This is a genomic window from Catalinimonas locisalis, assembly GCF_038039535.1.
Lineage (GTDB): Bacteria > Bacteroidota > Bacteroidia > Cytophagales > Cyclobacteriaceae > Catalinimonas.
Genome location: NZ_JBBPHP010000007.1, coordinates 58616 through 84529 on the forward strand (window position 1 = coordinate 58616; position 25914 = coordinate 84529).

At 41.6% G+C, this 25914-nt stretch carries 27 protein-coding genes; 22 read left to right on the plus strand and 5 right to left on the minus strand.

What is annotated here, in order from left to right:
* Nucleotides 1–72: 72 nt before the first annotated feature.
* The 3 genes from WJR50_RS11365 to WJR50_RS11375 all read left to right on the plus strand — a co-directional run bounded on the left by WJR50_RS11365 (nt 73) and on the right by WJR50_RS11375 (nt 2956).
* Nucleotides 73–1299 (plus strand): saccharopine dehydrogenase family protein, encoded by a 1227-nt coding sequence (locus tag WJR50_RS11365; protein WP_341293393.1) that lies wholly within the window; start codon nt 73–75, stop codon nt 1297–1299.
* A 46-nt stretch (nt 1300–1345) separates the two neighbouring features.
* Nucleotides 1346–2485 (plus strand): carboxynorspermidine decarboxylase, encoded by a 1140-nt coding sequence (gene nspC / locus WJR50_RS11370; protein WP_341293394.1) that lies wholly within the window; start codon nt 1346–1348, stop codon nt 2483–2485.
* A gap of 105 nt (nt 2486–2590) precedes the next feature.
* Nucleotides 2591–2956 (plus strand): hypothetical protein, encoded by a 366-nt coding sequence (locus WJR50_RS11375; RefSeq protein WP_341293395.1) that lies wholly within the window; start codon nt 2591–2593, stop codon nt 2954–2956.
* Nucleotides 2957–3063: 107 nt separating this feature from the next.
* On the opposite strand, the gene WJR50_RS11380 is transcribed toward WJR50_RS11375, so the two are convergent.
* Nucleotides 3064–3663 (minus strand): hypothetical protein, encoded by a 600-nt coding sequence (locus tag WJR50_RS11380; RefSeq protein ID WP_341293396.1) that lies wholly within the window; start codon nt 3661–3663, stop codon nt 3064–3066.
* Between the two features lie 197 nt (nt 3664–3860).
* Between WJR50_RS11380 and WJR50_RS11385 the strand changes: the two genes are divergently transcribed.
* From WJR50_RS11385 to WJR50_RS11395, 3 genes are all read left to right on the plus strand, one after another.
* Nucleotides 3861–4823, plus strand: a complete 963-nt coding sequence (locus tag WJR50_RS11385; protein ID WP_341293397.1) for a sugar phosphate isomerase/epimerase family protein — start codon at nt 3861–3863, stop codon at nt 4821–4823.
* 271 nt (nt 4824–5094) lie between these two features.
* Nucleotides 5095–5490 (plus strand): hypothetical protein, encoded by a 396-nt coding sequence (locus WJR50_RS11390; protein WP_341293398.1) that lies wholly within the window; start codon nt 5095–5097, stop codon nt 5488–5490.
* Nucleotides 5491–5700: 210 nt separating this feature from the next.
* Nucleotides 5701–6519, plus strand: a complete 819-nt coding sequence (locus WJR50_RS11395) for a thioredoxin family protein (RefSeq protein WP_341293399.1) — start codon at nt 5701–5703, stop codon at nt 6517–6519.
* Nucleotides 6520–6534: 15 nt separating this feature from the next.
* On the opposite strand, the gene WJR50_RS11400 is transcribed toward WJR50_RS11395, so the two are convergent.
* The 4 genes from WJR50_RS11400 to WJR50_RS11415 all read right to left on the minus strand — a co-directional run bounded on the left by WJR50_RS11400 (nt 6535) and on the right by WJR50_RS11415 (nt 13677).
* Nucleotides 6535–8379 (minus strand): metallophosphoesterase, encoded by a 1845-nt coding sequence (locus WJR50_RS11400; RefSeq protein WP_341293400.1) that lies wholly within the window; start codon nt 8377–8379, stop codon nt 6535–6537.
* A 136-nt stretch (nt 8380–8515) separates the two neighbouring features.
* Entirely contained in the window at nt 8516–8887 is a 372-nt protein-coding gene (locus WJR50_RS11405; RefSeq protein ID WP_341293401.1) for a hypothetical protein, read from the minus strand.
* 18 nt (nt 8888–8905) lie between these two features.
* Nucleotides 8906–10423, minus strand: a complete 1518-nt coding sequence (locus WJR50_RS11410) for a SusD/RagB family nutrient-binding outer membrane lipoprotein (RefSeq protein WP_341293402.1) — start codon at nt 10421–10423, stop codon at nt 8906–8908.
* Nucleotides 10424–10455: 32 nt separating this feature from the next.
* Complete coding sequence (locus WJR50_RS11415) at nt 10456–13677, minus strand: SusC/RagA family TonB-linked outer membrane protein (RefSeq protein ID WP_341293403.1); 3222 nt, start codon at nt 13675–13677, stop codon at nt 10456–10458.
* Nucleotides 13678–14110: 433 nt separating this feature from the next.
* Between WJR50_RS11415 and WJR50_RS11420 the strand changes: the two genes are divergently transcribed.
* From WJR50_RS11420 to WJR50_RS11495, 16 genes are all read left to right on the plus strand, one after another.
* Nucleotides 14111–14737 carry a helix-turn-helix domain-containing protein gene (locus WJR50_RS11420; RefSeq protein ID WP_341293404.1) on the plus strand — a complete coding sequence of 209 codons (627 nt, stop codon included), beginning with the start codon at nt 14111–14113 and terminating at the stop codon, nt 14735–14737.
* A gap of 104 nt (nt 14738–14841) precedes the next feature.
* On the plus strand, nt 14842–15198 hold the full coding sequence (gene gldC, locus WJR50_RS11425; protein ID WP_341293405.1) for a gliding motility protein GldC: 357 nt from the start codon (nt 14842–14844) through the stop codon (nt 15196–15198).
* Between the two features lie 48 nt (nt 15199–15246).
* Nucleotides 15247–15678 carry a nucleoside deaminase gene (locus WJR50_RS11430; protein ID WP_341293406.1) on the plus strand — a complete coding sequence of 144 codons (432 nt, stop codon included), beginning with the start codon at nt 15247–15249 and terminating at the stop codon, nt 15676–15678.
* A gap of 109 nt (nt 15679–15787) precedes the next feature.
* The gene (locus tag WJR50_RS11435; protein ID WP_341293407.1) at nt 15788–16267 is read left to right on the plus strand and encodes a thioredoxin family protein; all 480 of its coding nucleotides are present in this window, start codon (nt 15788–15790) and stop codon (nt 16265–16267) included.
* A gap of 73 nt (nt 16268–16340) precedes the next feature.
* On the plus strand, nt 16341–17711 hold the full coding sequence (gene mnmE / locus WJR50_RS11440) for a tRNA uridine-5-carboxymethylaminomethyl(34) synthesis GTPase MnmE (RefSeq protein WP_341293408.1): 1371 nt from the start codon (nt 16341–16343) through the stop codon (nt 17709–17711).
* Nucleotides 17712–17856: 145 nt separating this feature from the next.
* Nucleotides 17857–18984: a tyrosine-type recombinase/integrase gene (locus WJR50_RS11445; protein ID WP_341293409.1), complete on the plus strand. Its 1128-nt coding sequence runs from the start codon at nt 17857–17859 to the stop codon at nt 18982–18984.
* Nucleotides 18985–19009: 25 nt separating this feature from the next.
* On the plus strand, nt 19010–19588 hold the full coding sequence (locus WJR50_RS11450) for a hypothetical protein (RefSeq protein ID WP_341293410.1): 579 nt from the start codon (nt 19010–19012) through the stop codon (nt 19586–19588).
* Between the two features lie 122 nt (nt 19589–19710).
* Nucleotides 19711–20007, plus strand: a complete 297-nt coding sequence (locus WJR50_RS11455) for a helix-turn-helix domain-containing protein (RefSeq protein WP_341293411.1) — start codon at nt 19711–19713, stop codon at nt 20005–20007.
* A gap of 55 nt (nt 20008–20062) precedes the next feature.
* Entirely contained in the window at nt 20063–20398 is a 336-nt protein-coding gene (locus tag WJR50_RS11460; RefSeq protein ID WP_341293412.1) for a hypothetical protein, read from the plus strand.
* Nucleotides 20399–20400: 2 nt separating this feature from the next.
* On the plus strand, nt 20401–21450 hold the full coding sequence (locus WJR50_RS11465; protein WP_341293413.1) for an AAA family ATPase: 1050 nt from the start codon (nt 20401–20403) through the stop codon (nt 21448–21450).
* Between the two features lie 114 nt (nt 21451–21564).
* A complete protein-coding gene (locus WJR50_RS11470; protein ID WP_341293414.1) occupies nt 21565–21972 on the plus strand; it encodes a hypothetical protein in 408 nt (135 codons plus the stop codon).
* A 35-nt stretch (nt 21973–22007) separates the two neighbouring features.
* On the plus strand, nt 22008–22307 hold the full coding sequence (locus WJR50_RS11475; protein WP_341293415.1) for a hypothetical protein: 300 nt from the start codon (nt 22008–22010) through the stop codon (nt 22305–22307).
* A 188-nt stretch (nt 22308–22495) separates the two neighbouring features.
* A complete protein-coding gene (locus WJR50_RS11480; RefSeq protein ID WP_341293416.1) occupies nt 22496–22723 on the plus strand; it encodes a hypothetical protein in 228 nt (75 codons plus the stop codon).
* 51 nt (nt 22724–22774) lie between these two features.
* Complete coding sequence (locus tag WJR50_RS11485) at nt 22775–23272, plus strand: hypothetical protein (protein ID WP_341293417.1); 498 nt, start codon at nt 22775–22777, stop codon at nt 23270–23272.
* Between the two features lies 1 nt (nt 23273).
* Nucleotides 23274–24527 (plus strand): phage major capsid protein, encoded by a 1254-nt coding sequence (locus WJR50_RS11490; RefSeq protein WP_341293418.1) that lies wholly within the window; start codon nt 23274–23276, stop codon nt 24525–24527.
* Nucleotides 24528–24606: 79 nt separating this feature from the next.
* Complete coding sequence (locus WJR50_RS11495; RefSeq protein ID WP_341293419.1) at nt 24607–25830, plus strand: phage portal protein; 1224 nt, start codon at nt 24607–24609, stop codon at nt 25828–25830.
* The last annotated feature ends 84 nt before the right edge of the window (nt 25831–25914 follow it).

A 25914-nucleotide genomic window follows, 5' to 3' on the forward strand; every position in this document is an offset into this window, starting at 1 on the left:
ACAGCTGTTTGCTTTATGGGTTGAATTTGTACCTTTGCGACACATCATGCCATTAAAAAACTTTTTAGACCTATGAGTAAAGTGTTAATCATTGGAGCCGGTGGTGTTGGGAATGTAGTTGCCCATAAGTGCGCCTCAGTTCCAGAAGTTTTTTCAGAAATAATGCTGGCCAGCCGTACACAATCTAAATGTGATCAGATTGCCCGTATGGTGGCAGAAAAATATCCTGATGTCAAACCTATCCAAACCGCTCAGGTGGATGCTGATCAGGTGCCAGAGCTGGTAGCTTTGATCAAAAAGTTTCAGCCTGAAATGGTGATCAATGTAGCCCTGCCTTATCAGGATCTCACTATCATGGATGCCTGTCTGGAAACCAGGGTACATTACCTGGATACTGCCAACTATGAACCCAAAGATGTGGCTAAATTTGAATATAAATGGCAGTGGGAATATCAGGACCGCTTTAAGGAAGCTGGCTTAATGGCTTTACTTGGCTGCGGCTTTGATCCTGGTGTAACCGGCGTATTTACCGCTTACGCGCAGAAGCATCATTTTGATGAGATCCATTATCTGGACATCATAGATTGTAATGCCGGAGATCACGGAAAAGCATTTGCTACTAATTTCAATCCTGAGATCAATATCCGGGAGATTACGCAAAATGGCCGTTACTGGGAAAAAGGAGAGTGGAAAGAAACGAAGCCTTTGGAAATCCACCAGCCGATTGACTATCCGGAAATTGGCCCTAAAGAGTCTTACCTGCTCTATCATGAGGAGTTGGAGTCGCTTACCAAAAATATCAAGCATCTCAAGCGTGCCCGCTTCTGGATGACTTTCGGACAGGAATACATCAAACACCTCACTGTGCTGCAAAATGTGGGCATGACGCGTATTGACCCGGTGAAATTTAATGGTATGGATATCGTGCCACTGGAGTTCTTGAAGGCGGTACTTCCTGAGCCTGGTACATTGGGTGAGAATTACAAAGGACAAACCTCTATCGGTTGCCAGATTAAGGGTATTCAGGATGGACAGGAGAAAACGTATTATATCTACAATAACTGCGATCATGCAGAAACCTATAAAGAAGTAAGTGCCCAGGCGGTTTCTTATACTACCGGAGTTCCAGCCATGATCGGTGCCATGATGATGCTGAAAGGAGAATGGAAAAAGGCAGGTGTATATAATGTGGAAGAATTTGATCCTGATCCTTTTATGGAAGCACTAAACCAATATGGATTACCCTGGCATGAAAGGGTGGATGAACCTCTGGCTTTTGACGATTATAATATCAATTAATGACTGACAGGGAGGCACAGACCTCCCTTTTCAATGAATAAATACTATGCCTATCAATTTTAAGGAAGTTCCCTCAGCCTGTTTTGTACTGGAAGAGAGCAAGTTGCGTCGCAATCTGGAGATTATGAAGCGTGTGCAGGATGAGTCTGGTGTCAATATCATATTGGCCCTCAAAGGTTTCGCGATGTTCAGTACTTTTGGTCTGATCAGACAGTATCTGCACGGTACTACTGCATCTTCTTTACACGAAGCAAGATTAGGGTTTGAAGAATTTGGTGATGAAGTACATGCTTACAGTCCTGCTTATTTTGAGGATGAGTTTGATGAACTGATGAGTTATTGCAATCATATTACCTTTAATTCTCCTCATCAGTGGGAACGTTTTAAAGGTAAAGTACAGGCTCATCCAAAAAGTATTTCTTGCGCCTTACGCATTAATCCTGAATACTCTGAGGTAGAGACTGACTTATATAATCCCTGCGCCATTGGTACCCGCCTGGGCGTAACAGCTGACCAGATCGGCGATACCTTACCCGAAGGCATTGAAGGGCTACATTTCCATACCCTTTGCGAAAGCGATTCATATGCACTGGAAAGAACACTTAAAGAAGTGGAGGCCAAGTTCAGTCATCTGCTCCATCAGGCCAAATGGCTCAATATGGGGGGCGGTCACCTGATGACCAGAGAAGGTTACGACATTGACCACCTGATTGGTCTGATCAGGAAAATGCGTGAAAAGTACGATCTGGATATCATCATGGAGCCGGGCTCAGCCGTAGCCTGGGATACCGGTTATCTTACTTCTACCGTGCAGGATGTGATTGATAGCAAAGGCGTACATGCGGTAATACTGGATGTAAGTGTAGCAGCCCATATGCCTGATTGTATTGAGATGCCCTATAAACCTAAAATATTAGGCGCAGAAGATGCCAGGCCCGGACAACCGGCTTACCGTATCGGAGGGACTACCTGCCTGGCAGGAGACTATGTAGGCGACTATCATTTTGAACAGCCTCTAAAACCGGGAGATATGCTGGTATTTAATGATATGATGCATTACACCATGGTCAAAACCACTACTTTCAACGGAGTGCGGCATCCCTCAATCGGAATCTGGCACGAAGATGATACTTTTGAATTAGTAAAAACCTTTGGATATGAGTCTTATAAGCATAAGCTTTCGTAGGAGAAAGTATAACTGAATTGCTGACTAAGCCGGTGTGCAAAATGCGTAAATATTTACATAATATGGTTATATTGGATTAATCAACCAATTAACCAATACACACTTATGCGCAAACACATTGAAATTCTGGCTTATTTAAACATCATTTTTGGTGCTCTAGCAGTGCTAAGCGGTTTGATCTTAGCTTTGGTCATTGCAGGTAGTGGTATGATCTCAGGAGATGATACTGCTATGTGGGTAACTTCCCTGGTAGGAGGCGGACTTGGTTTTTTTATAGCTGCTATGGGTGCAGTAAATATTCTGGGAGGCTGGGGGCTATTGAAACGACAAGAGTGGGCCCGTATCCTCATTATCATCTTAAGTATTTTGAGTATACCTGCATTTCCCATAGGGACGGCATTAGGAGTGTATGGACTTTGGGTACTTTTTAGCCAGGAGATCAAGCCGGAATTTACACCCTCTGCACACTGAGAATGGAAAAGACAAGCTTACTACAAGCATTTAATTTACTATTACCTTTTTTATAAAGAAACGGGCTGAAACCCGTTTCTTAAATACTAATATGATAATGTTGGCCTCTACATATCTTGGGGAATAGTATGTGTAAGTTGCCCCTTTGCATCAAACAATAGCACATAGCCCTCTGTTTTGTCTTTACCATTTACTTCTACCTCATAATACACCTCCACATTGTCTGGTATTTGACTCTGGCTTATCTGATCATTAGTGCTGGTATCTAGCCCCTCAGTCTTGTCAGCATCGGTAACATTTTCCTGGGCAGTGCTCTCATCCAGTTCTTCTTTTTGAAGGTCGTTATAAGTGTCCTGATAATAAGTCTCGTTGAGGCTCAAATTATCATTTCTCATGCGGTATGGACGACTGCTTTCGTTTTCATTTATAGATTTGTTGATAATGCTGTCGGTGGTGGTTTCCTGGCCCGGTACGATATCTACTTTATAAATAGCTACCATATTCATGCCTCTATATTCACTGGCTTCTATGCTTCCTATAACTTCTTCGGGCAGTTCATTTACATCAATCTGAGATCTTCCAATGGCTTCTCCCAGATAAATATTACTGCTGTCGGGCATAGCAGGATTTTGGGCCTGAGCAAATACATCTGAAGCAGCAAAAACTGCAAACGCTAAAAAAATGAATTTATATTTTATCAGTTTCATATCTGAATATGTTTTAGTTAAAAAAATAGCCTGTTATAGCTAACAACTAATAAAGAAAATTTACCCCGAAATGTTTTGAGTGTAGCCTGAATAAACTCCTCAAAAAAAAAGGATTTAACATATTTCTGTGAAGGCAACTTCACTACTGTTTTTAAGTTTTTCTAAAAAGTGCTATACTTGAAAAAACACAATCAAACATGCACAACCGACGCCAGTTCATCCAAAAATCATCTTTAATCACCGCAGCAGCCTTTTCTGTACCCCTTTCTCATGTAATGAGCCAGCCTGACCAGCTTTTGGCTACTCGTAAGTTTACCATGCAGCTTGATGGGGGATCTATTGGAGTGAGTGCCGGTCAGAAGGAGTTAATTGAGTTAGCAAGTAAATATGGTTTTGAGTCGGTGAGCGCCCACTCTGCTTATCTGGCTGATATTTCTTCTTCAGAAAGAGAAAGCTTGCTGGAAGATATGAAGCAGAAAAATCTGGTATGGGGTAACGCAGGGCTACCTGTACAGTTTCGTAACGATCGTTCTACTTTTGAGACTGACCTAATAGAGCTTCCTAAGCATGCCGAGGGCTTGCAGAAGGCAGGTGTCACCCGCATTACCACCTGGATTATGCCTAATCATCCTACTCTGAATTATTTACAGAATTTCCGAGAACATGCAATACGCCTACGTGAAGTAGCCAAAATTTTGAATGATCATAATATCCGATTTGGACTAGAATATGTAGGACCTAAAACCCTTCAGAATGCCAAGGAGTATCCCTTTATGCGTACCATGGCGGAAACCAAAGAACTGATTACTGCCATTGGTGAGCCTAACGTTGGATTTGTGCTGGATAGCTTCCACTGGTATACTGCCGGTGAAGATGTAAATGACATTTTGACTTTGAATAATAGCGATGTAGTGGCCTGTGACCTTAATGATGCACGTTCAGGGCTGGACAGGTTAGAACAAATTGATGGTAAAAGAGAGTTGCCTATGACCAGCGGGGTAATAGACATCAAAGGTTTTTTAAACGCACTTATCCAAATTGGATTTGACGGGCCGATTAGGGCAGAGCCTTTTAACCAGGCGCTACGTGATATGGAAGACGAGGCGGCAGTGAAAAAAACTGCTGCTGCAATGAAAGAAGCCTTTGATTTGGTGGCATAATTAGTTTGTTATTAAACCGATATATACACTTTTAGGTTAACCTAAATCTTACTAAAAGGCAAATTAATGCTAATACTTATTCAAAGTTTAACCGAACTTTATTAACTTAGCAGCTGTTTTAATAGAGTCATTGGTAGTTATACAAATTTTTTAATATAACACATTCGGTTCCATTCCGGAGCAAAATTCTTGTGTTTTATTACAATCTGAGTGCCTTTATAGGTACATGGCCGATGACATTTTGGTTAATTGAAAATTTTACTTGTTTACTATGGATACAGATACAGTGATTACAAAAAAGGACAGCAAACAAATGAAGTACTTGCAGCAAGCTGTTCGCCTTTTGGAAAAAAGAGGGTATAGCGACATTAAGGCGGAATTGCCTGAGTATGAGTCGCCTACCAGCTTTACCGAAAAGACTTCTGACAAGTCATACACTCCTGACCTTACGGGTGAGAAAGACCTGGGGAAAGATTATTTTCAGGTAGTAGAAGGTGACAAGAAAAATATTCAGGATGTAGTAAGTAAGTGGAAACTGTTCTCAAATCTGGCAAAGATCAAAAATGGACAGTTTTACCTGTTAGTACCCTACGGAAGAAAAAAATATACTACAGAACTTGTTAGAGAGTATAACATTGACGCGGAATTAATGAAATTGGAAAGATAGATTTTCGTTTCATATCCAACAGAAGCCATCTCAAGCCATTGGGATGGTTTTTTTTATGTCTGATAAAATCTGTTGAGTAAATCAAAAAAGTTTTTTATAGCCTACTCATAACTTTCAATTTTTTTCAGTTAAATTATTAGAGAGAAATTTGAGTGTTTCTTTTAATTAAAAAGTGATATATACACAGTTTTTATCTGAAATCAATACGTTATGCTTAAGTGTTTTTTTATTCTATTTTTTGCCATCACAGTGCTGAGTGCTTCTGCGCAGGTGACATGGTACAATGATTTGAGATCAGCTCAGGCTGTTGCATTATCCAAAAATCAATTAATTGTTATGGATTTTTGGGCGATATGGTGCGGTCCCTGTAAAGCAATGGACAGTCAAATGTGGAGTTTGCCTGAGATGGAGCGACTGTCAGAAAAATTTGTATCCTTGAAAATTGATGTAGATCAAGATAGAGCCACCGCCCAGCAATATCAGGCGAGGAGTATTCCAAAAGTGGTGATTGCCAATGCAGCAGGTGAGGTAATATATGAACAAGTAGGCTATGGTGGTCCTGAGCCTTATCTTTCTCTACTGCAGGCCATGCCGGAAAATGTGAGTACACTCAATGAAGCCTTGCTGCCGCTTTTGAATAAAAAGGCTGTGGGTGAAGATTATCTGCACTTAGGTCAGGAGTACCAAAAGCTAGCCAGACAAACCAGCAATGATCTTCTAAAATATGCTTTTCTGGATATGAGTGACCAGTCTCTGAAAAAAGTAGTCAGGAAAAGTGAAAATGAGTCCTTGGTGGAAGCAGCAAATTTGCACTCTATTCTGAATGAAGCTTACAGGAACAAGCCTGAAAGAGCAATGAAAAAGCTGACCAGACTGGAAGAAGAAAGCCAGCATGATGAAGTGCTTGAGCTAAAGCGGTTTATTACCGCTTATTGTTATAAATGTATTGGAAATGACGCAAAGCTAGCCGAAGAGAAAAAGCAAATCTCAAATCAGGCTTATCTGAAGCAGCTGGATGAAAATGAATAAGCTTCGCTGATCAGCTTACTTTTCTATATCCAGAAAGTCTTTCATCCTGCCTTCTGAGTCAAATACCTGGTAGCGCAATGTATTGTGGTGAATGCTTACGGTGGCATAATGGTGACCACGATAGGTTTTGGCACTAAACCAGGCTCTTGCCGGAGCAAAATCTTCCAGGTTACCGCCACCCCCTCCACACTGAACATAAATCACTCCTCCCTCTTCTTTGACCAGGTTATCTAACACTGGCAGGCTGCGCTGATAGGTATGCAGGTGACCAAAGAAAACCATATCTACCCCATATTTTTCGTATAGCGGTACAATAGGGCGTACAGCCGGATCTCCGTAATTTGATGTGCCTCCCCAGGAATTTCCGTAATCATCTTCATCTGCGGAGTAGGGTGCATGATGATGAGCCACAAATTTCCAACGAGCCTTTGAGTTTTTTAGCGCATCCTCCAGCCATATATACTGCTCTCCATCCGGCTTAAATTGGTCTTTGCTCTCATTGCTGTTGAGCATAAAAAATTCAGCATTGCCATAACGAAAAGAGTAGTAAGCTTCATTGCCAGGCAGCTTATGATATTTTTTATACCAGTAAAGATCTGCCTCTCCATTTCCAGGAACCGGGAAAGCCGGAACACGGCTGTGCAATTGTCGCGTACCAGCAAAGTATTCGTAGTTCCACTCAAACTTATGTGGTTCAAAACCACCATCGGTAAGGTCGCCCAGGTTCAGTACAAAATTAGGACGCTCATCCCATACCATTTTGGTAATACGGTCATTGATATGAGGTCGGGCTTCCGTATCTCCGATCAGCGCAAAGGCGTAGGCATCTTCATCCTGCACGGCTGTCTGAAAAGTAAGCACCCCCGACTCTATCTGATTGCCTGTCTCATCGGTAGAAATGATGTTATAGAAGTAAGGAGTAGCAGGTTCCAGATTTGCTAAAGTGATTTCCTGAATGGTTGTAAAGTCAGCATTTTCAATCTCTTCCTGCAAAGGAAGTTCTTGGCCGTACCGGATGATTGCATTAGCCGGGCGATCGGTTTCCCAGACCAGATTGATACTGTTTTGTGTGGCAAAGTGAAGGTAGGGACCGGTATTGAAATGAAACTTATCCTCATAAAACCAACCTTTCTCTACCATTGACTGCAGACTTGTAAGACGACTTTGTACCTGCTCTCCATTCAAAGCACAATCGTAAATGCGCATGCTCTTCAGCAGGTTGCCCATATCCATATAAGGTTCATTTTTCATATAGGCGGCAATTTCAATTTCGGGAGAGGGTAACCTATCCTGAAGGCGCATTTCTATGGTAGTACTGCTGACTTCTTCACCATTCAGATACAGGCTGATGCGATTGCCATCATAAGTAGCCAGTATGTGATGCCAGTAACGCTTCCAGGGTTTATCCGCTTTGGCATGTAAGATGGTACCCGCAGGTGAATCTTCTGTGACCAAAGTAAAAATGACGTCGTTATCATAGTAACCCAGTAACCAGTCTGGCTCGGTATTGATGTCTTTTCCTTTGACGGTAGCCAGCACACCCACCGGCTGGTTCACATGATCCTCTACCCACATTTCTATAGAGAATGGACCCTGAGGCAAGCTGTCTGTAGGTAAAAAATTACTGATACGCTCAGTAGGTTCTTCTCCATGAAAAATGAACGGATAAGCCTGCGTATCCACTTTTTTATAAGGAGTTGCTGGCGGAGGAATGAAAGGGCCAGGAACATTATATGCATTCCCTGGAAGCGTGTACTGTGGAGCAAAATACCATTCCCCAATAAGGTGCCGATCAGGAATCTGGCTGAGGACGGGAGGCGACAGAAGTAAAGCAGCAAAGCAGAGAAGTAATGTTTTCATAATTGCAGGCAGAAGTAAGGTTAAACTAACAGAGCCCTTTTTTAGTAAAGAAAGAAAAAAGCGTGAAATTTCAGGAATCTCACGCTTTTTGGTTGGCTAAGGAATAATCACAAAGCGTTGTATATGGTTGATAATCTTAGTAGGAAATCTGATAGCGCGTGGTAAATGGTCTGCCATCAGTATTAGAAGCTGTAAAATTGATTCTATCCGCACCCTCTATTTCTGACAAAGGTACGCTCAAAGTGGCTATACCATTGCTAAAGCTAAGGGTACCTAAGTCTACACTTACTCCATCTCCCAGGGCAGTGGCAGTTGCGCTTTCCAGATTGGGAGCGCTAATCTCTACGATGACATCCGTGGCTCCTTCAAAATTACCGTCAGCAGGTGTGAAAGCAAGCTTGGTAAAGGGTTCAAAAGCCTCAGTTTTGTCAAATTCATCATAGCAGCCGCTGAGCAAAAGTGTACTGCTGATGACTATAAGGGTGAAAATTCTAACTATATTTTTCATGCTAAATCTGATTTAAAATTATTGAACGTCCCACCATACTTTGGTAGTGATCACATCGGGACCCTGAGAAGAAATAGCTGCATCGTAGTTGTCTCCATTCAGCGATTGGGCTTCAATGGGATACATAAAGCGTGTAGGCACCTGATTGACCAGCGCATCCGGGCCGGGTTCAATCGCCGGATAGCCGGTTCTTCTCCATTCTGCCCAGGCTTCGTTGCCGTTAAAGAATAGGGCCAGCCATTTCTGTAGAGCGATCTTTTCCAGCTTTTCTACCTGAGTTCCGGTGTAAGTAACTTCAGGCTGTGTAAAGTAGCTGGCTTCAGGCATCACTGCTTCACTGAGTTCCGGTGAGATCAAGGCAGTTCTTTCTACAAAATAGTCAAACGAAGCTTCTATTCCATTTAGATAATACGTTTCTGCTTCTCCGCTTATATAGCCTTTCTCAGCAGCTTCGGCCAGAATGAATTGTAGTTCTGAGTAAGTCATGATCATCCCCTGACGAGCTATAGGAGAAGCCATATCATCACAGACTAAGCAGGAATACATCAGGCCAACTCGTGATACGAAATTTGAACCACCATTAAAAATTAGTGCACTTTCGTCGGCCAGCCCATTGGGTACCCCTACATAATCATCCAACTCACCTACCAGCCCGGCACCCGAGTTGGTAGTAGGCTGTGCATAAGCATAAAGACGATCATCGTTCAGGTCTTTCAGAATATTTTCCATAAACTGACTGAGACGATATTCGTCAAAAGAGCCAGAGCGAGTGGTATAAAGTGGCTGCTGATTAGGAGCAGAGCTCAGATAATTTAATACCGCATGGTCTTCGTTACTAGTAAAAACAGGAGCATTGGCATCATTCAAAATGGCTGACATGGCCGAAGAAGGATCTACCTGAGTAGATTGGCGCATCAAGACGCGAAGTCTTAGCGAATTAGCCAGTTTCTGCCAGCGGCTCAAATCACCATTAAATAAAATATCTCCGGTGATTGGGGTAGCATTGGTATTCAGAATAGTATTGGCTTTTTCCAGGTCTGACAATATTCCTGCGTAAACATCTTGTTGAGCATCAAAAACAGGAGTAAAGTTAGCATCTGACTTTCCCTGAATGGCCTGAGAATAAGGTATGTCGCCGTAAAGATCAGTAAGGATCTGGTACATCCAGGATTTCATGATCAGCGATACAGCTACATAACTGTTTTCTGTTTCCTCATTGTCAATGATGTTGTTGACATCACGGAGTACATCGTAAAAATCAAACCAGGGAGAGCCTTCCGGCGTCCAGTCGTAACGATCACGACCGGTAAACTGAATTTTGGCTACATGCTGGGCTACCACATTACCTGTTCCCCAGGCTTGCCCATCCATTTCACCTACCGATCTGATGATCACGTTGGTGAGGAGAAGGTCTGAAGTTACTTCTTCGGGTTGGTTGGGATTAGTATTGATTTCTTCAAAGTCATCATCGCAGGCACTGGTGACAAAAAGCGCTAGCATGATGGCCAATATGCTTTTAGTATTAATGTATTTCATTGCTATAATATTTTTCGTTGGACAGACTTCGCTTACAGTTTGAAATTCAGGTTGAAACCTATACTACGAGGTGTAGGGTAAGCCATATTTTCCACACCGGGAACCAGCGTTCCGCCGGATAGCGACATGTTTTCCGGGTCAATGTGAGGATTTTGGGTCCACAGTGCCACATTACGTCCTACTACCGATAAGCTCACATCACGGAAAGGCAACGAGCCAAACATATCGTTAGGGAAAGTGTAGCCGAAGCGTACTTCTCTCAGCTTGGTGTAAGAAGCATCCCATGAACCGGCTTCAATATTGCTTTCTCTGCGGAAATACTGGTAGTTCCAGTCACGGGCAGGTACTACTACATCATTGGGGCGGACAGCAGTGATGTTACCCGCTTCATCGTAAGCCGTAGCGATTACTCCTTCGCCCACCATTCCATTTTCTCTACCTACCACAGTACCTTCCAGTTGACCGGCATTTCTACCGATCCAGGTAGTTTGCGACACGACGATTCCACCCTGGCGAATGTCTAAAAGCACACCCAGGTTAAAGCCTTTGAAGCTGATAGTGTTATTGAGTCCCATCATCCAGTCAGGATTGTAATTGCCTACTTTTTCCAGATCAGAGGTACGTAGCGGGAAGCCGGATTCGTTGTACACAATTTCGCCATTGTAGCGCTGGAAAACAGAGCCGTAGATATCGCCCATACGCTCACCAGGAACGGCAAGGATTTCTGCCCCCCGATTACCTGCAATACGGTAAGAAGGAATATCATCAGCCAACTCTACCACTTCGGAGCGGTTTCTTGACCAGTTTACCGAAACATCCCAACGCAGGCTGTTATTCAGTTCAATAGGTGTACCTGTCAACATCAGTTCAACCCCTCTATTTTTGATTTCACCGGCATTGATGACCTTGCTGCTGTAACCGGAAGTACGGTCTACATCAATTTGAAGAATCTGGTTACGGCTGCTCATATTGTAGTAGGTGAAGTCCAGTCCTATTCTACCACCAAAAAAGCGCATATCAGTTCCTACTTCAAATGAGGTTACAATCTCAGGCTTCAGTTCAGGGTTTCTGATAACCGATGATTCAGTTACCCTTTGGGTAGTTTCCCAGGGAGCCAGGTAATTATAAACATTGGTAAGGCGATAAGGATCTGTATCGTTACCTACCTGCGCCCAACCGGCTCTCAGCTTGGCAAAAGAAATAGCTGAAGGCAGTTCTACCATATCACTGATCACCGCACTGGCCGATACAGAAGGGTAGAAGTAAGAATTATTGTCAGTGGGTAAAGTACTGGACCAGTCGTTACGAGCGGTTAAGTCCAGGAAAAGTACATTCTGATAGCCAAAACGAGCCAATCCATATAAGCTGTTGATTCGTTTGGAATTGACAAACTCTTCTGCCTGTAAAGCTACTCTTGAGTTACCAAAGTTATAGATGCCGGGAATGGAAAGCTGAGGGGCAACCAACTCATTATACTCATAGGTCTGATCCATACGGTTACCTCCAAAAGAGACATTGACATCCCAAACATCATCAAAGTTTTTGTTGTAGGTCAGCAGGAAGTCCGTGTTTCTTTCTTCAAAGAAAATATTGTCTTCCCGGTACATACCGAAAGGAAAACGCTGGGTGCTGAAAGCTCTTTTTCTGTCACGTAGTTCGCGGTAAAAATCTGTACCCGAGCGTACCATCAGGCTTAGCTCATCGGTAAACTTATAGGTTAAAGAGACATTACCCAGCAGTCTGTCCTTTGCCTGCCCATTAGTATTTTCATACATGGTAAAGTAAGGATTGTCGTGGTAATTGTAGTTGTAGTTGAATTGCTGTCTGCCTTCCAGGCCGGGCTGCCAATAGTCGCGCAGATTATTGGTATTGATTTGTCTGCCATACCATACCCACAGATACATGAGGCTTTCCGTACCGTAGCTGATAGAAGGGCGGTTGTCACTTCTCGTTCTGATATAGTTTACCATAGCATCAGCTTTCAGCTTATCTGTTAGGTTATAGCCTCCGCTGAAGATCATGGTATTTCTTCTCAGGTCTGTGTTGGGCAACATACCGGTCTGGTCAAGATTGGTATAAGACAATCTGAAGTTACCGTCCTTATTCCCACCGGAAACGGCAACATTATTGGTGAGCGTTACTCCGGTTTCAAAAAAGTCATTGATGTTGTCGGGATTAGCTGTCCAGGAAGTAGGGGTGATGGTGCTTCCTTCAGGAGCAACGTCTATGTCACCACCTCGGAAACCAGCTACATCGCGGGGAGAATCAAACTGTGGGATAAGCTGACCTTCCAGACGTGGCCCCCAGCTTTCGTCTACGCCATCGGCTATACCGGATCCGGAACCGTCTACAAAAGCAAATTGTCCACGGTTACCTTGTCCGTATTGGTCCTGCCATTTGGGAAGGCGAAGCGGGTTTTCAAAAGAAGTTGTTGAGTTAATACTTACTCCTATTCCCTTCGCTCCTTTGCCAGATTTGGTGGTAATAATGATTACCCCATTAGCTGCCCTTGAGCCATAAAGTGCCGCAGCGTTAGGACCTTTCAACACACTTATGCTTTCAACATCGTCCGGATTAACTTCACCAGCGCCATTGCCATAGTCCGCTTCCAGGTTCCCTGAGCCGGAAGAGCCGATCATGTTATTGTTGATAGGCACACCGTCCACAATAAACAGAGGCTGATTTTTATTGATATCCAGTGAAGATTCGCCACGGATGGTGATACGGGAAGAACCTCCGATGGTCGTAGAAGATCCGGTGACGTTAACGCCAGCCACTTTACCAGCCAGCGAATTGACCAGGTTGGTTTCTCTGGCCTGAGTAATAGACTCACCCTGAATTTCCTGTACTGAGTAGCCCAGCGCTTTGGTTTCCCGCTCTACTCCAAGAGCAGTCACTACTACTTCGCCCAGTTCGCGGGCGTCCAGGGCGAGACTTACATCTACAGAAGAACGACCGTTGATGGCAACTTCCTGCGTTTCGTAACCTACGAAAGAGAACACCAAAGTTTCAGCATTTTCTGAGACATTCAGGCGGTAGTTTCCTTCAATGTCCGTAATGGTTCCCTGAGTAGTGCCCTTCACCAGTACGTTTACTCCGGGAATAGGTCCATTATCAGGGTCGGTCACCTTTCCACTTATGCTCATTTCCTGAGCATATGCAGAAAAGCTTAGTAGCAGAGATAACAATAGCAAGCCTGAACTAAAACCTGCTTTGTACCTCACACTAACTAGCGTTTGTAAAAGGTTCATCATGAGATTCAGATAGTTTAGTTAAATTTTAAAAGTATATGAACTACAAAAAGCTAAGTGGTAAGAGAGGATGCTAACACAGCTTTTAAGGCTGTACAAGCCATCCCAATTGTTATAGAATAGGTTTGTTTGGGCACTGCCTCCTTTCTGTCAGTTTGTAATTGGATTCAGTGCAAAAGTAGAAAAATAGGATTGAGCTAAATTCAACAGTACTTTAAGTAATTGTTAAAATTAGGCTATTAAACACAACATCAGTTTAATATATGTAAACTTTTAAGAATATGAAATAGATGGGCGAGATGTTTGCAGTTATAATAATCGCTTTTTTTATGCCTATATTAAAGTATTATGCGTGATGGCTGTTTTATGTTTTTGTTAACAAAATATTAAGCACAGCTTTTGTGAGAAAGTGTGGCAAGTAAACTGTGAAATGTAAATGGAGGATTTGTTTAGTTTTAACCCAAAAAATGAAATGAATGACCAGATCATTGCCGGCATCGGCAAGAAAGTAAGAAGCATACGGCAGCAACAAAACCTGAAACTACATGAAGTTGCAAAAGAAGCCAACATCAGTAAAAGTCTTTTATCCAAAATAGAAAACGGAAGATCAGTGCCATCGCTGCCAGTGCTGGTTTCCATCATCCAGGTACTCAATATGGAATTCAGTGCTTTCTTTGAAGGTATTGAAGCTAACGGTCACGCTCCTTACATCCATAAGAAAAAGGAGGACTATGTTTTTACTGAAAAGGAAAGTGCCATCGGGTTTATCTACCGACATATTCTGAGTAAACATGCTTCTAGTGTAATCGTGGAAGCAGTAATTCTGGATTTGCAGCCGGGTTCCAAAAGAGACTTTGTCACTACTGATGGTTTTGAGTTCAAATATGTATTAAGCGGTGTGGTGGAATACCATATTGGTGAACATGTGGTAGAAATGGAAGCCGGAGATTCACTTTTCTTTGATGGGCGTACTCCTCATGTACCCGTAAATAAGTCAGATAAAAACTGTTCTATGCTGGTCGTTTATCTGCTTACACCCCCAGATGTGCAGGCAAACAGTTAGGCTAAAGCTTTTTAGTTGGATAAAAGTATCATGAGGCTAATTGCTCTATACCCATTTCTTTGCCTAACTTTGCCTGTATATTTTGTAAAGTAAACCAAGCAATTATGAAAAAGTCAGAAATCAACCTGACCATACATCTGGATGATGAAAATGTGCCGGAGAAGATCTTTTGGGATGCTACTGACAAAGATGATGGAGCGGATTCCGCTGCCAATGCCATAAGCCTATCTATCTGGGATCATCTGCAAAAAAACACCCTCAGAATTGACTTATGGACGAAGCAAATGCCGGTAGATGAGATGAAGCGTTTTTCTATTGACACCATCGGCGGTATTGCCCAGACCATTCTCTCCGCTACGGGTGATACCTATATGTCTGATGAAATCAACGAACTCTGCGACAAACTGGTAAAACATGTGGAAGAGGAGCAAAAGAATGCCAGCCAAAATCCTGACAATTAAGTTTAGCATTATTGGCTTGTTATAATTGTAACTACTACACTATAATTTATGCCGGAAGAAGACTATTTACAGTTGTCCATTGACAAAGCTCATGAGGGAAAAACTCCCTTTGGGGCTGTCATCGTACAGGAGGATAAGGTGCTGGCAGCAGTGTTTAATACTGTGAGTCAAACTAAAGATCCTACGGCTCATGCCGAGGTAAATGCCATCCGGGAAGCATGTCAGAAGTCTGCCAGTACAAAGCTAAAAGATGCGATACTGTATACTACCTGTGAGCCCTGTCCTATGTGTACGGCTGCAGCTTTGTATACGGGAATAAAGGAAGTAGTCTATGGTGCTTCCATACCACTAATCAGTCAATATCTGCCACAAATCATGCTGCGATCTTCTGAACTGATCAAACATTCAGAGCAGAAAGTGAAGATAAGAGAGGTAGAAAATGTAGCGCCTTATGAAAAACTTTTGCAGCAATATGCCTAGAAATGTTGCAACAAAGTCATCTCTATGACATCTGGCTTAATCTTTGTCTGAATTTTAGAGAATCTTTTGTATTATTAGTGCGTTTGCTAGTAAAGAAAATAACACACTTATGAATAAATTAATGCTTAGCGTACTTTCTTTAGGATTACTATTCTTGGTTTCTTCTTTTACTGAGCCGCCTAAGAAAGACAAACCAACTAAAGAAATTAACTGGGTCACCATAGAGGAAGCACAGGAGCTTTCTAAAGAAAATCCTAAAAAGGTCATCATGGACGTATACACCGACTGGTGTGGATGGTGCAAGAAAATGGATAAAACCACTTTTGCCGATGAAAAGGTGGTGGATTATGTGAACGAAAATTTCTATGCGGTTAAGTTTGACGCAGAAGCCAATAAAACATTTGAATTCAAAGGTCAGGAGTTTACCAATCCTCAGTTTACCAAAGCCCTGAGAGTGAGTGGTTATCCTACCGTAGTATTCTTTGCCGAAGATTTTTCAAAATTTCAGCCGGTGAGCGGTTATCGTCAGGCCGATGAGTTTCTGAAAATGTTGGAATCATTTAATCAGGCAGAGCCAGCCGGTAAATAAACGCTGCTATAAAATTTTTGATTGTCAGTTATCCGTTACCTTTGCAAAAGAGAACAGATAACTGACTTTTTTTATGCAGTATAGCGTAGAAGATACCATTGTAGCCCTTTCCACTCCTGAAGGCATAGGAGCCATAGCTGTCATCCGTCTTTCCGGTAAAGATGCTATTCAGATTACCAATCAGGTTTTTAAAGGCAAAGATCTGGAAGCTCAGCCTTCTCACACCCTTCACTTTGGTACTATACGAGATGGAAAAGAAATTCTGGACGAGGTAGTCATTTCCCTTTTCAAAGCGCCTCATTCTTTCACCAAAGAAAATGTGGTAGAAATTTCCTGTCATGGTTCTCCTTTCATTGTTCGCAAGATCATTCAGTTGTTGCTGAAGCAGGGTGCTCGCCTGGCTCAGGCCGGTGAATTTACCAAGCGTGCTTTTATGAACGGGCAGTTTGATCTTGCCCAGGCCGAAGCGGTAGCCGACCTGATCTCCTCTGATTCAGAAGCCTCTCACAAAGCGGCTATCAATCAGATGCGAGGTGGTTTTTCTGAAGAAATCAAAGAACTCAGGGCGCAGTTAGTCCATTTTGCTTCTATGATTGAACTGGAACTGGATTTTGTGGAGGAAGATGTAGAGTTTGCCGACCGTGAACAGTTGGAAAGCCTCATTAACGAAATTTTAAAGGTCATTAATCTGCTGATTGACAGCTTTGACCTAGGCAATGTGATCAAAAATGGCGTACCTACAGTGATTGCCGGTAAGCCCAATGCCGGTAAGTCTACTTTGCTCAATGCTCTACTGAATGAAGAAAAAGCTATCGTTTCCGAAATACCCGGCACTACCCGCGACTTTATTGAAGATGAGATCAATATCGGAGGCATCAGTTTTCGTTTTATTGACACAGCAGGTTTGCGCGAGACCACCGATAAGGTGGAGGCTATTGGGGTGAAGCGTACTTATGAAAAGATGCAGAAAGCTTCGCTCATCATTTATCTTTTTGATCTTGAACACGATAATATTCAGGATGTACACCGGGCCATTAATCAGTTGGAGAACCAGGGTATTCCTTTCATCAAAGTAGGCAACAAGATTGACAAAGCGCAGCCGGACCTACTGGAAGCTGTGAGAAAAATTGATGATGTTGTATTTATTTCCGCTGAGAAAAAAGAGAATCTGGAAGGGCTTAAGCAGAAGATTACTGATTTTGTAGACCTGGATAAGCTCAAAACCAGCGGCACAATTGTCACCAATGTGCGCCACTATCAGAGTCTGCTGCAAACCCGTGAGTCGCTACAAGATGTGCTTAATGGCTTAGCCAATCAAATCACCCATGACTTTCTGGCCCAGGACATCCGCCATGCTTTGCAACATCTTGGCGAAATCACCGGAGAAATTACCACCGATGATCTGCTGGGGAATATTTTCAGTAAGTTCTGTATCGGAAAGTAATTAGTTTTTAAATAGTTTCCTTTATGTTCTTTTTGTCTCTTTAAAGCTAAATTAAGGGGTTTTTATTTCGTTTTCATTCCTTTGTTAATGTTATTTTTGTTACTACATTGGTATCAGTAACAGAAAACAACAAATAAAGTAACAAATGAGAGGGCGTAAAGTCAAAGAGCCAGTTCGGCTACGAGAAAGAACTATGAAGGATGGAAACATCTCTTTATACCTGGACATTTACCACGATGGTAAGCGTAGCTATGAATTCTTAAAGCTGTATGTCCTGAGCAAGCCAAAAACAGCTATTGAGAAGCAACAGAATAAAGAGGTCTTGCAGTTGGCCAACTCAATCAAGAGCCAGAAAATATTGGAGCTTCAAAATAATAAATTTGGTTTCATCAATAGGGGCAAGGGTAAAACTGAAGTGTTGCCATACTTTTTGAAACTGACAGAGGAAAGAAAGGAAAGCAATTATCAGAATTGGCTTAGCACTTATAAGCACTTGAAAAACTATGCCAGTGATAACCTTACTTTTAATGATGTTACTTCAGAATGGGTAAAAGGATTTAGAGATTACTTATTGAATTCTCCAATAGGTAGAGGGGGTGCCAAACTATCAAAGAATTCTGCTTATGCATATTATGGTAAGTTCAAGGCATTTCTCAATCAGTCTCAATTAGATGGGTTAATACAAGAGAACCCAGCTGATAAAGTAGAGTCTATAAAGCAGCCTGAGACTAAAAGAGAATTTCTTACTTTGGATGAGCTTCAAAAGTTGGTGCATACTGAGTGTAAAGTACCTGAGCTTAAAAAGGCTTTTCTTTTCTCTGCGTTGACCGGCCTAAGATGGTCTGATATTGAGAAGCTGACTTGGTCCGAGATCCGGAAAGACAGAGAGAAGCATTATATAGTATTTGAGCAAAAGAAAACAGCAGCACAAGAAGTATTACCCATCACTCAGCAGGCCAGGGATATATTAGGGGCTGCCGGTGAAAATGATAGCAAAGTGTTTGAACACCTGAAATATTCAGCTTGGCACAATCTGAGGCTAAAAGAATGGTTTATGAGGGCCGGTATCCTAAAGGAAATTACTTTTCATTCAGCTAGGCATAGCTTTGCTACTTTGATGCTTAGCCAGGGGGTAGATATTTATACAGTATCAAAGCTTTTAGGGCACCGGGAGTTAAAGACTACTCAGATTTACGCTAAGGTAATGGATAAGCAAAAAGAGGAAGCGGTAAACAAGATGCCTAATTTGAATTTTGGTGAGGATGAAGTTTAGAGAAGCTGTATCCAAACTTAGCCAGATGGAAAGGATATTGATTAAATCATTAGGCCAAAAGCCATCAAGAAGGTTAACTAGGATTTGTATGCAATTAGGAATAGAGGCTATGACTATTGAAGAAGTGTCAGTTCCTGCTCAAATGCATGAGTTATATGATTTAACAGACTTTTTAATCAGAGAAAAGAATGTTGTAAAGATAACATTGCATGCTGATGATAATGAATCAGTCACTTTAACCAATGGTTTTGCAATTGAAGATATTATGAATATGCTCAGAAAAGAGATTGAAATAGTAGGGGAAGAGGCAATTAATCATGCAGCTAACATTTATCCTCAATATGATACAAAAAGACTTCCAGTAGTAAAGATAACGTCAAGGTACCGAAAGAAGCAGGCAAAAATTCTTTTTGAACTGATTCAGAAGGAATACCAAATTCAGGTTGCTACCCAGATATATTTTGTAATTGCAAAAATATTTTTCGCTCAAGGGATCTATTACATAGATACTTATGAAAAAAAAGCCCTAAATCCTTTCTTAAATCTTTCTTCAAAAGAAAAAAGAGACTTGATAAAAAGGGTTGGTCTTGATGTAAAATCTTGATAATCATTGGGGATAGGATTGTATTTTTTAATAGCAAAACATTCCCCATTTAGAAGTTTTTGAATAGTTCGGAGCCTTCTATATTTGATTATTACGACATTAAAAATACAATCATAAATGATATGGGTTCTGATAAGAATGTACTTGATACTCTGAACGACATTAAGTCGGAGCTTCAAAAGCTGAGGTCACAACAGAAAGATATACTATCAGCTGAAGAGGGGGCCAATTATTTAGGGGTTAAGCTTAGCCACTTTTACAAAATGACCATGGATAAAAAGTTTCCACACTTTAAGCCTGGGGGTAAGCTGATTTATGTAAAGAAAGAAGATTTACACAAGTACATGCTTCAGAACGAGATAAAATCACAAGCTCAAATAGAATCTGAGGCAGCTACTTATAATACTCGATTCGTATAAAAAAAACCGGTCCATGAGGGGCCGGTATTTCAGAGGGATAATAATTTCAATAACGATGCAAAATAACGAAAAAGAACTTTTCAAAAAAGTTTTACAAGAAGATCGTGCGCTTAATAGTGCTTGGAATGAGTTTTGGGGCTTTCCTGAAAATTATGAGTTGCAAACAGCACTTAAAGCTCAACACAGTTTGCAACAAAATGGACTTTACATTAAGAGTAAGCTTGAGAAAAACACTAAGGTAGGCAAAAATTACATAGCCCTTGGTGCAAAGGAAATCCATGCTCAGGATGTTGCCGAAAAAGCTGCTTTTGATGCTATATCAAGCCTAGTAAAGGAGGTTGTAAGGCAGCGCAACATAATAAATTCTTTATCTTCAAAAAGCCCTAACTAAGAATGAGTTTATTTGATGAAACTCCCGGAGGATTTGAGCAAGAAGAAGGGTTAAATGAAGTTGTAAGCTTTTCAGGGGAAGAGCTAGCTAATAGAGATGTTGACTGCATACCAACACTTTTTGACCCAATATTCCCGAAAGTAGGACTAGTAACAGTAGCCGGGCTGTCTGATGCTGGTAAAAGCGCTTTCCTTAGGCAGCTACTTATTTATCTCGTTGCTGATTTTGATTATTTCATAGGCTTTGAAGTTAAAGCAGAACACAAGAAAGGGATTTATTTTTCAACTGAAGATGGGGAAGAAAGTATGTCATATTTGCTCAAAAAGCAATTACGTGGAATAAGCAAAGAGGCTTCTATCCTTAAAAATATTGAGTTTGTATTTGATTACGGCCTCTCACTACTAGATACATTGGAAGATAAGCTTCAGGCTAATAATTATGATGCAGTTGTGATAGACGCTTTTGGCGATGTATTTACTGGTCAGATGAATCAAAATAATGTAGTTAGAAGCTTTTTAACCAAATTTGACAGGTTGGCTAAAAAGTATAAATGCCTAATAATTTTTTTACATCATTGTGGAAAGAACTCAGAATACAAAGAACCTAGCAAGAATAGTGTAATTGGCTCCCAAGGTTATGAGGCTAAAATGCGCTTAGTGATTGAATTAAGAGAAGATTGGAATGATCCAGACCTAAGGCATTTATGCATAGTAAAGGGTAACTACTTGCCTAAGGAGTACAAGTCAGAATCCTATGTGCTCAGATTTGATGAGTATATGCTTTTTCATAATACAGGTAGAAGAGTGCCTTTTGAAGATCTTGCTAAACCAACTGAGAGTGACGCTGAAAAAGAAGAGCTAAAGGAAAGGGCAATTGAGCTACGCCAGCAAAACAAGTCCGTTCGTGAGATAGCAAAAGAACTGGGAAAGGGTAAGTCAACCATTGATAGGTGGACAAAGGGAGTTGTCCCGTCCCACGAATCCACTAAGGAAAACAGTGGGACGGGACAGGTAAAGATGAATGGACATTCGTATCAAAAGGCACCGTTTTAGGGTGTCCCATTGTCCCATGTCCCTTAGTAAATCAGTGGGACGGGACAGCATGAATCAACTAAGGATTAGATTCTAATCAATAATAATTTCTTTAACAATTTAACTTTTCAAATCATGGCAAACGAAAAAGAAAATCAAGATGAAGCGTTTAGAAACGCAAAATTTAATGTTGAGAATTTAGAGGGGTATTGCTACGTATCCAGAGAGGAACTTGAAGGTGGTGGTTTAGATTCATTTGAAAACCTCGATGAGTCAGTGCCCAAATTAAGCCAGGAAGAACACGAAGTTCTTTTTGGAACCAAGCTGCTTACCAAGTTTCAAGAGCACAAAATTGCTGAGAGAGTGAAGCAAGGTTTAAGACTCAAATTCGCATACGATAAGTACTTGAGTGAAGCAGATAAATTCATTTCAAGTCATCCAGAGGTTAAAAATTCTGAATCTCTCAGTGTGGTAAATCGGGAGCTTAGGGAATTCATAGATGACCTTGCTGCGCTTGCACTTTCCAAATCAGATCAAATCTAAAATCAATCTTTTATTCACAATTAAATTTTCACATCATGAAAAATGCAAAAGAAAACACACAGCCAGTAATTTTGGAAGCTGCTTTCCACAATGACACTTTTGACATTCAAGAGAAGTGCCAACTATTAACCACAATTTTGGATGATATTTCTTCGATTAATACACCCACATTAAGGGAGGACTTAAGGAATATGTTTAAGGAAGCTCTACGCTCGCCACTCTTTGAAGAAATAGAAGATGCAAAGAGATACATTGAGATCATTCAGCATTTAGAATATGTCATTGATGACATAAACAAAGCTGTTCAAAACGCAAAAGAAAAAGCTGTAGCTTAATGAACATCAATGATTAAAGGGGATTCGTCCCCTTTTTAATTCGATAAGCCAGGGGCGGGTTCATTAGTTGAGGCCTTACGATCTATCAATCGGAGTGGACTTTTCTTATTCTCCGAACGAGTCCCCACGACCCCCCTGTCAGGGTGGGGGTATCAAAAACCGGCTTTAAGCCACAAATAAGAGTAATTATGAGTACCAAGGACATTGAAAACGTGCCAGAATACCCCAAAAACGTGCAGAATTTGACCACTTTTGAGGGGTTTTATGACCTATTTAGCACCTATTTGGCCACTGCTAAAACCAATAAAGAGGCTTTTGACAGAGCTAATGGTCAGTATGCTAGACTATTCGGACACTGCAAGTACAGTGATTACGATAGTTTTAGGCGGATGATCCGCAAACATCTTAGTAAATAAAGGGGATTTAGTCCTGCTAATATCTATTTTCTTAATAATATCTTTAATACCATGATAAATGCACCAAGACTTTACACGCACAATCTTGTAACTGATTTATTCGGCCATAGCAAATGCTATGTAACCGCCCATGTTTTGCGTGACTTGGGCTTATACCCTAAACGTAGAGAGCTAACATACAGAGAGGCGGCTATTTACCTTTACTGCCTTGCTGCCAGTCCTGGAACAGATGTGGAGGCCAGTGTACAGCGTGCAGCCGAAGAGGTCACACACATTAAGCTACCCAACGGACAAAGCTTTATTGATATGTTTACTATGATTCTAAAAAATGAGTCTTTTCATAGTCTGCGTATCATCATGTTTTCTCAAACTGGAGGAATGGCATATATAGAGGCTAGTGATGGAATAGACGCGGTTTATTTAGATGAGAGAAAGCCTGGAGCCTTTTTAGCTAATGCAAATTTCTACACGGGGTTACCAAAGAATTACTTAAAGTTCTACGCTGCAATTATCAAAGAACGGAATTTAACATATGAACAATTAAATTGATATGAAAGCGAAAGACATTAAGGCATTAAAGGAGCAGCGGGCCTCTCTGGTTGAAATGATGAGGGCAATTACCGATAAGGCTTTAGAGGAAAAAAGAAATATGACTGCTGAAGATGAAAAGCGGTGGAACGAATTGGATGCACAGGTTAAGTCAATTAATGGTATTATAGAAAATGCTCAGGATGATTTGTTAGAGCGCGCTGAAGCTTCTAATACTGAGCTAAGAACCGATAACGGCTCATATGTATTCAATCAGCGTAATGCTAACGGTGAAACCAGAAGTATTAATGTAATTTCTTCACGGTCCCGGGCAAGTAAAGCGGATGATGGAATGAGCTTTGGTAAATATGCCAGAATAGCAAAGTTTGGACCTCAGAGTGATGCTGAGGAAAGAGCCTTGAACTCAGGTGATGAAAACGGTACTTCTGATACCATTGAGGCGGTACTATCTGCCAATATGATTGATAGACTACGTGCCCAGATGGTAATGAACCGGGCCGGTATGAATACGGTAATGCTGGATAGCAATAACCTGAAAATGGCTAAGCTTGCCAGTGGGGTTACTTTCTCATGGAGAAATGAGTCTGAGCTAATCAGTGCCAGTGAGCCTTCATTTACTTCTGTAGATTGGAGTGTAAAGAATTTGGCAGCATTGGTAAGAGTATCCAATGAAACTTTAGCAGATAGTGTAAATATTGAGCAGGCGCTTGATATGGAGCTTACCAAGGGAGCGGCTAACTTCATTGATGCTGCAATCCTTACCGGAGCAGATGCTAAAGGCTTTACCGGCATAGTGGGTATGTCAGGGATCCAGACCATTGACCAGGGCACCAATGGTAGTGCTATTGCTGATTACAGTGAAATACTGGACGCTTACCAAAAGCTATTTGATGTAGATCTAAACGAGCCTACAGCCTCAATCATGTCTCCCAGAGAATGGAGGGCTTATGCAGGCTTGACAGCTGGTGATGGGCAGCCATTAATGAAGCCTCAGGCTATTCAGAATTTACCAATGTATCAGACTACTGCAATGCCGGTAGATTTGACAAAAGGGACCGCTGATAATGCTTCAAAAATGATTATTGGAGACTTTACTCAGCTATTCCTGGGCTTACGTCAGGATGTGACTATCAGAGTGCTTAATGAGCGCTTTGCAGACTATAATGAAACTGGTTTCCTGCTTACATTCCGAGCAGATGTACAGGCATACCATGAAAGCGCGTTTGTCGTGGTTGATGGGGTTATCCCTTCTTAAGATTAATGATGTGAATGTTTTCTTTTGCTCACCGGAAGGGTGCCATTAATCCGGTACCCTTTTTTTATAAATAATCAATATGGGGTTACTCCAAAATATAAAGAGTTTTTTTGATGTAGAGGTAAGGAGTTCAGAAGGTGTAAAACTCAATGACCCTAATCTATTTCAAGAACTAGGATTCACGGCAGTAAATAGCAAAGCAGGAATATCAGTTACACCTGATAAATCCATGCGATTAGCTACTGTCTATGCCTGCGTGAACCTGATAGCTGAGACTTTAGCCAGCTTGCCGGTGCACGTCTACAGGCGAACACAGACAGGTAAAGAATTAGCTTTTGATCATCCGGTTTATAGTCTTGTAAATACCGAGCCTAACGATCTGATGACGCCATTTACTTTTAAGCACAGCAGTATGGTTAATACGCTGCTTAGAGGTAATGGCTATGCACTTATACAGCGAGACCGTTCTTTTAGGCCGCGAAGCTTAAAGCTTCTGATACCTGGGGAATGTAGCTTGGTATACAATAAGGACCGGGATGATATTTATTACAATGTCAACGGCAAAAAGGTAATGCCTTATGATATAGTCCATTTCAAGGGGATGAGCCTCAACGGCTTGCAGGGATTAAGCCCTATATCATACGCTAAAGAAACTATTGGCCTGGGGATGGCAGCCGAACAATTTGGGGCAAGCTTTTACGGCAATGGTGCCAATATGAGTGGGGTTTTAGAAACTGACCAAAGCCTAAAAAAAGAGCAGCGTGAAGCTCTTCGCGAGCAATTGAAAAATAGGCATACGGGCTTAGATAATGCTCATAGCATTATGCTTTTAGATGGAGGTTTGAAATACAGCCGTATGAGCATTGCACCGGAAGATGCCCAGTTCATTGAGACTAGAAAGCTTACAGCTGTAGATATTTGCTCACTATTCCGAGTTCCTCCTCATATGGTGGGGCACCTGGACCGGGCCACTTTCAATAACATTGAACACCAATCTATTGAGTTTGTAAAGTATTGCTTAAGATCCTGGATTGAGCGCTACGAGCAGGAGCTGGACCGCAAGCTATTCAGAGAAGATGAAAGAGGGCGCTACTTTGTGAAGTTTGATGTAAACAGCCTGATGAGGGGAGATATGAAGGCCAAAGGAGAGTATTACAGTTCTATGCTTTCCTGGGGAGTCTATACTCAGAATGAAGTAAGAGGCTATGAAGATCTGAACCCTAAGCCTGGACTAGATAAACATTACGTGCCGCTGAATATGGTAGACGCCAATAGTAAGCCGGATCCGGAAAGCGGTAATTAAAATACCCCCGGTGGGTTGCCGGGGTACGGGGTGTTCCCGGAAATTAAATTCCTGTAATAGCATACCGGTTCTTTTGGGCCGGTA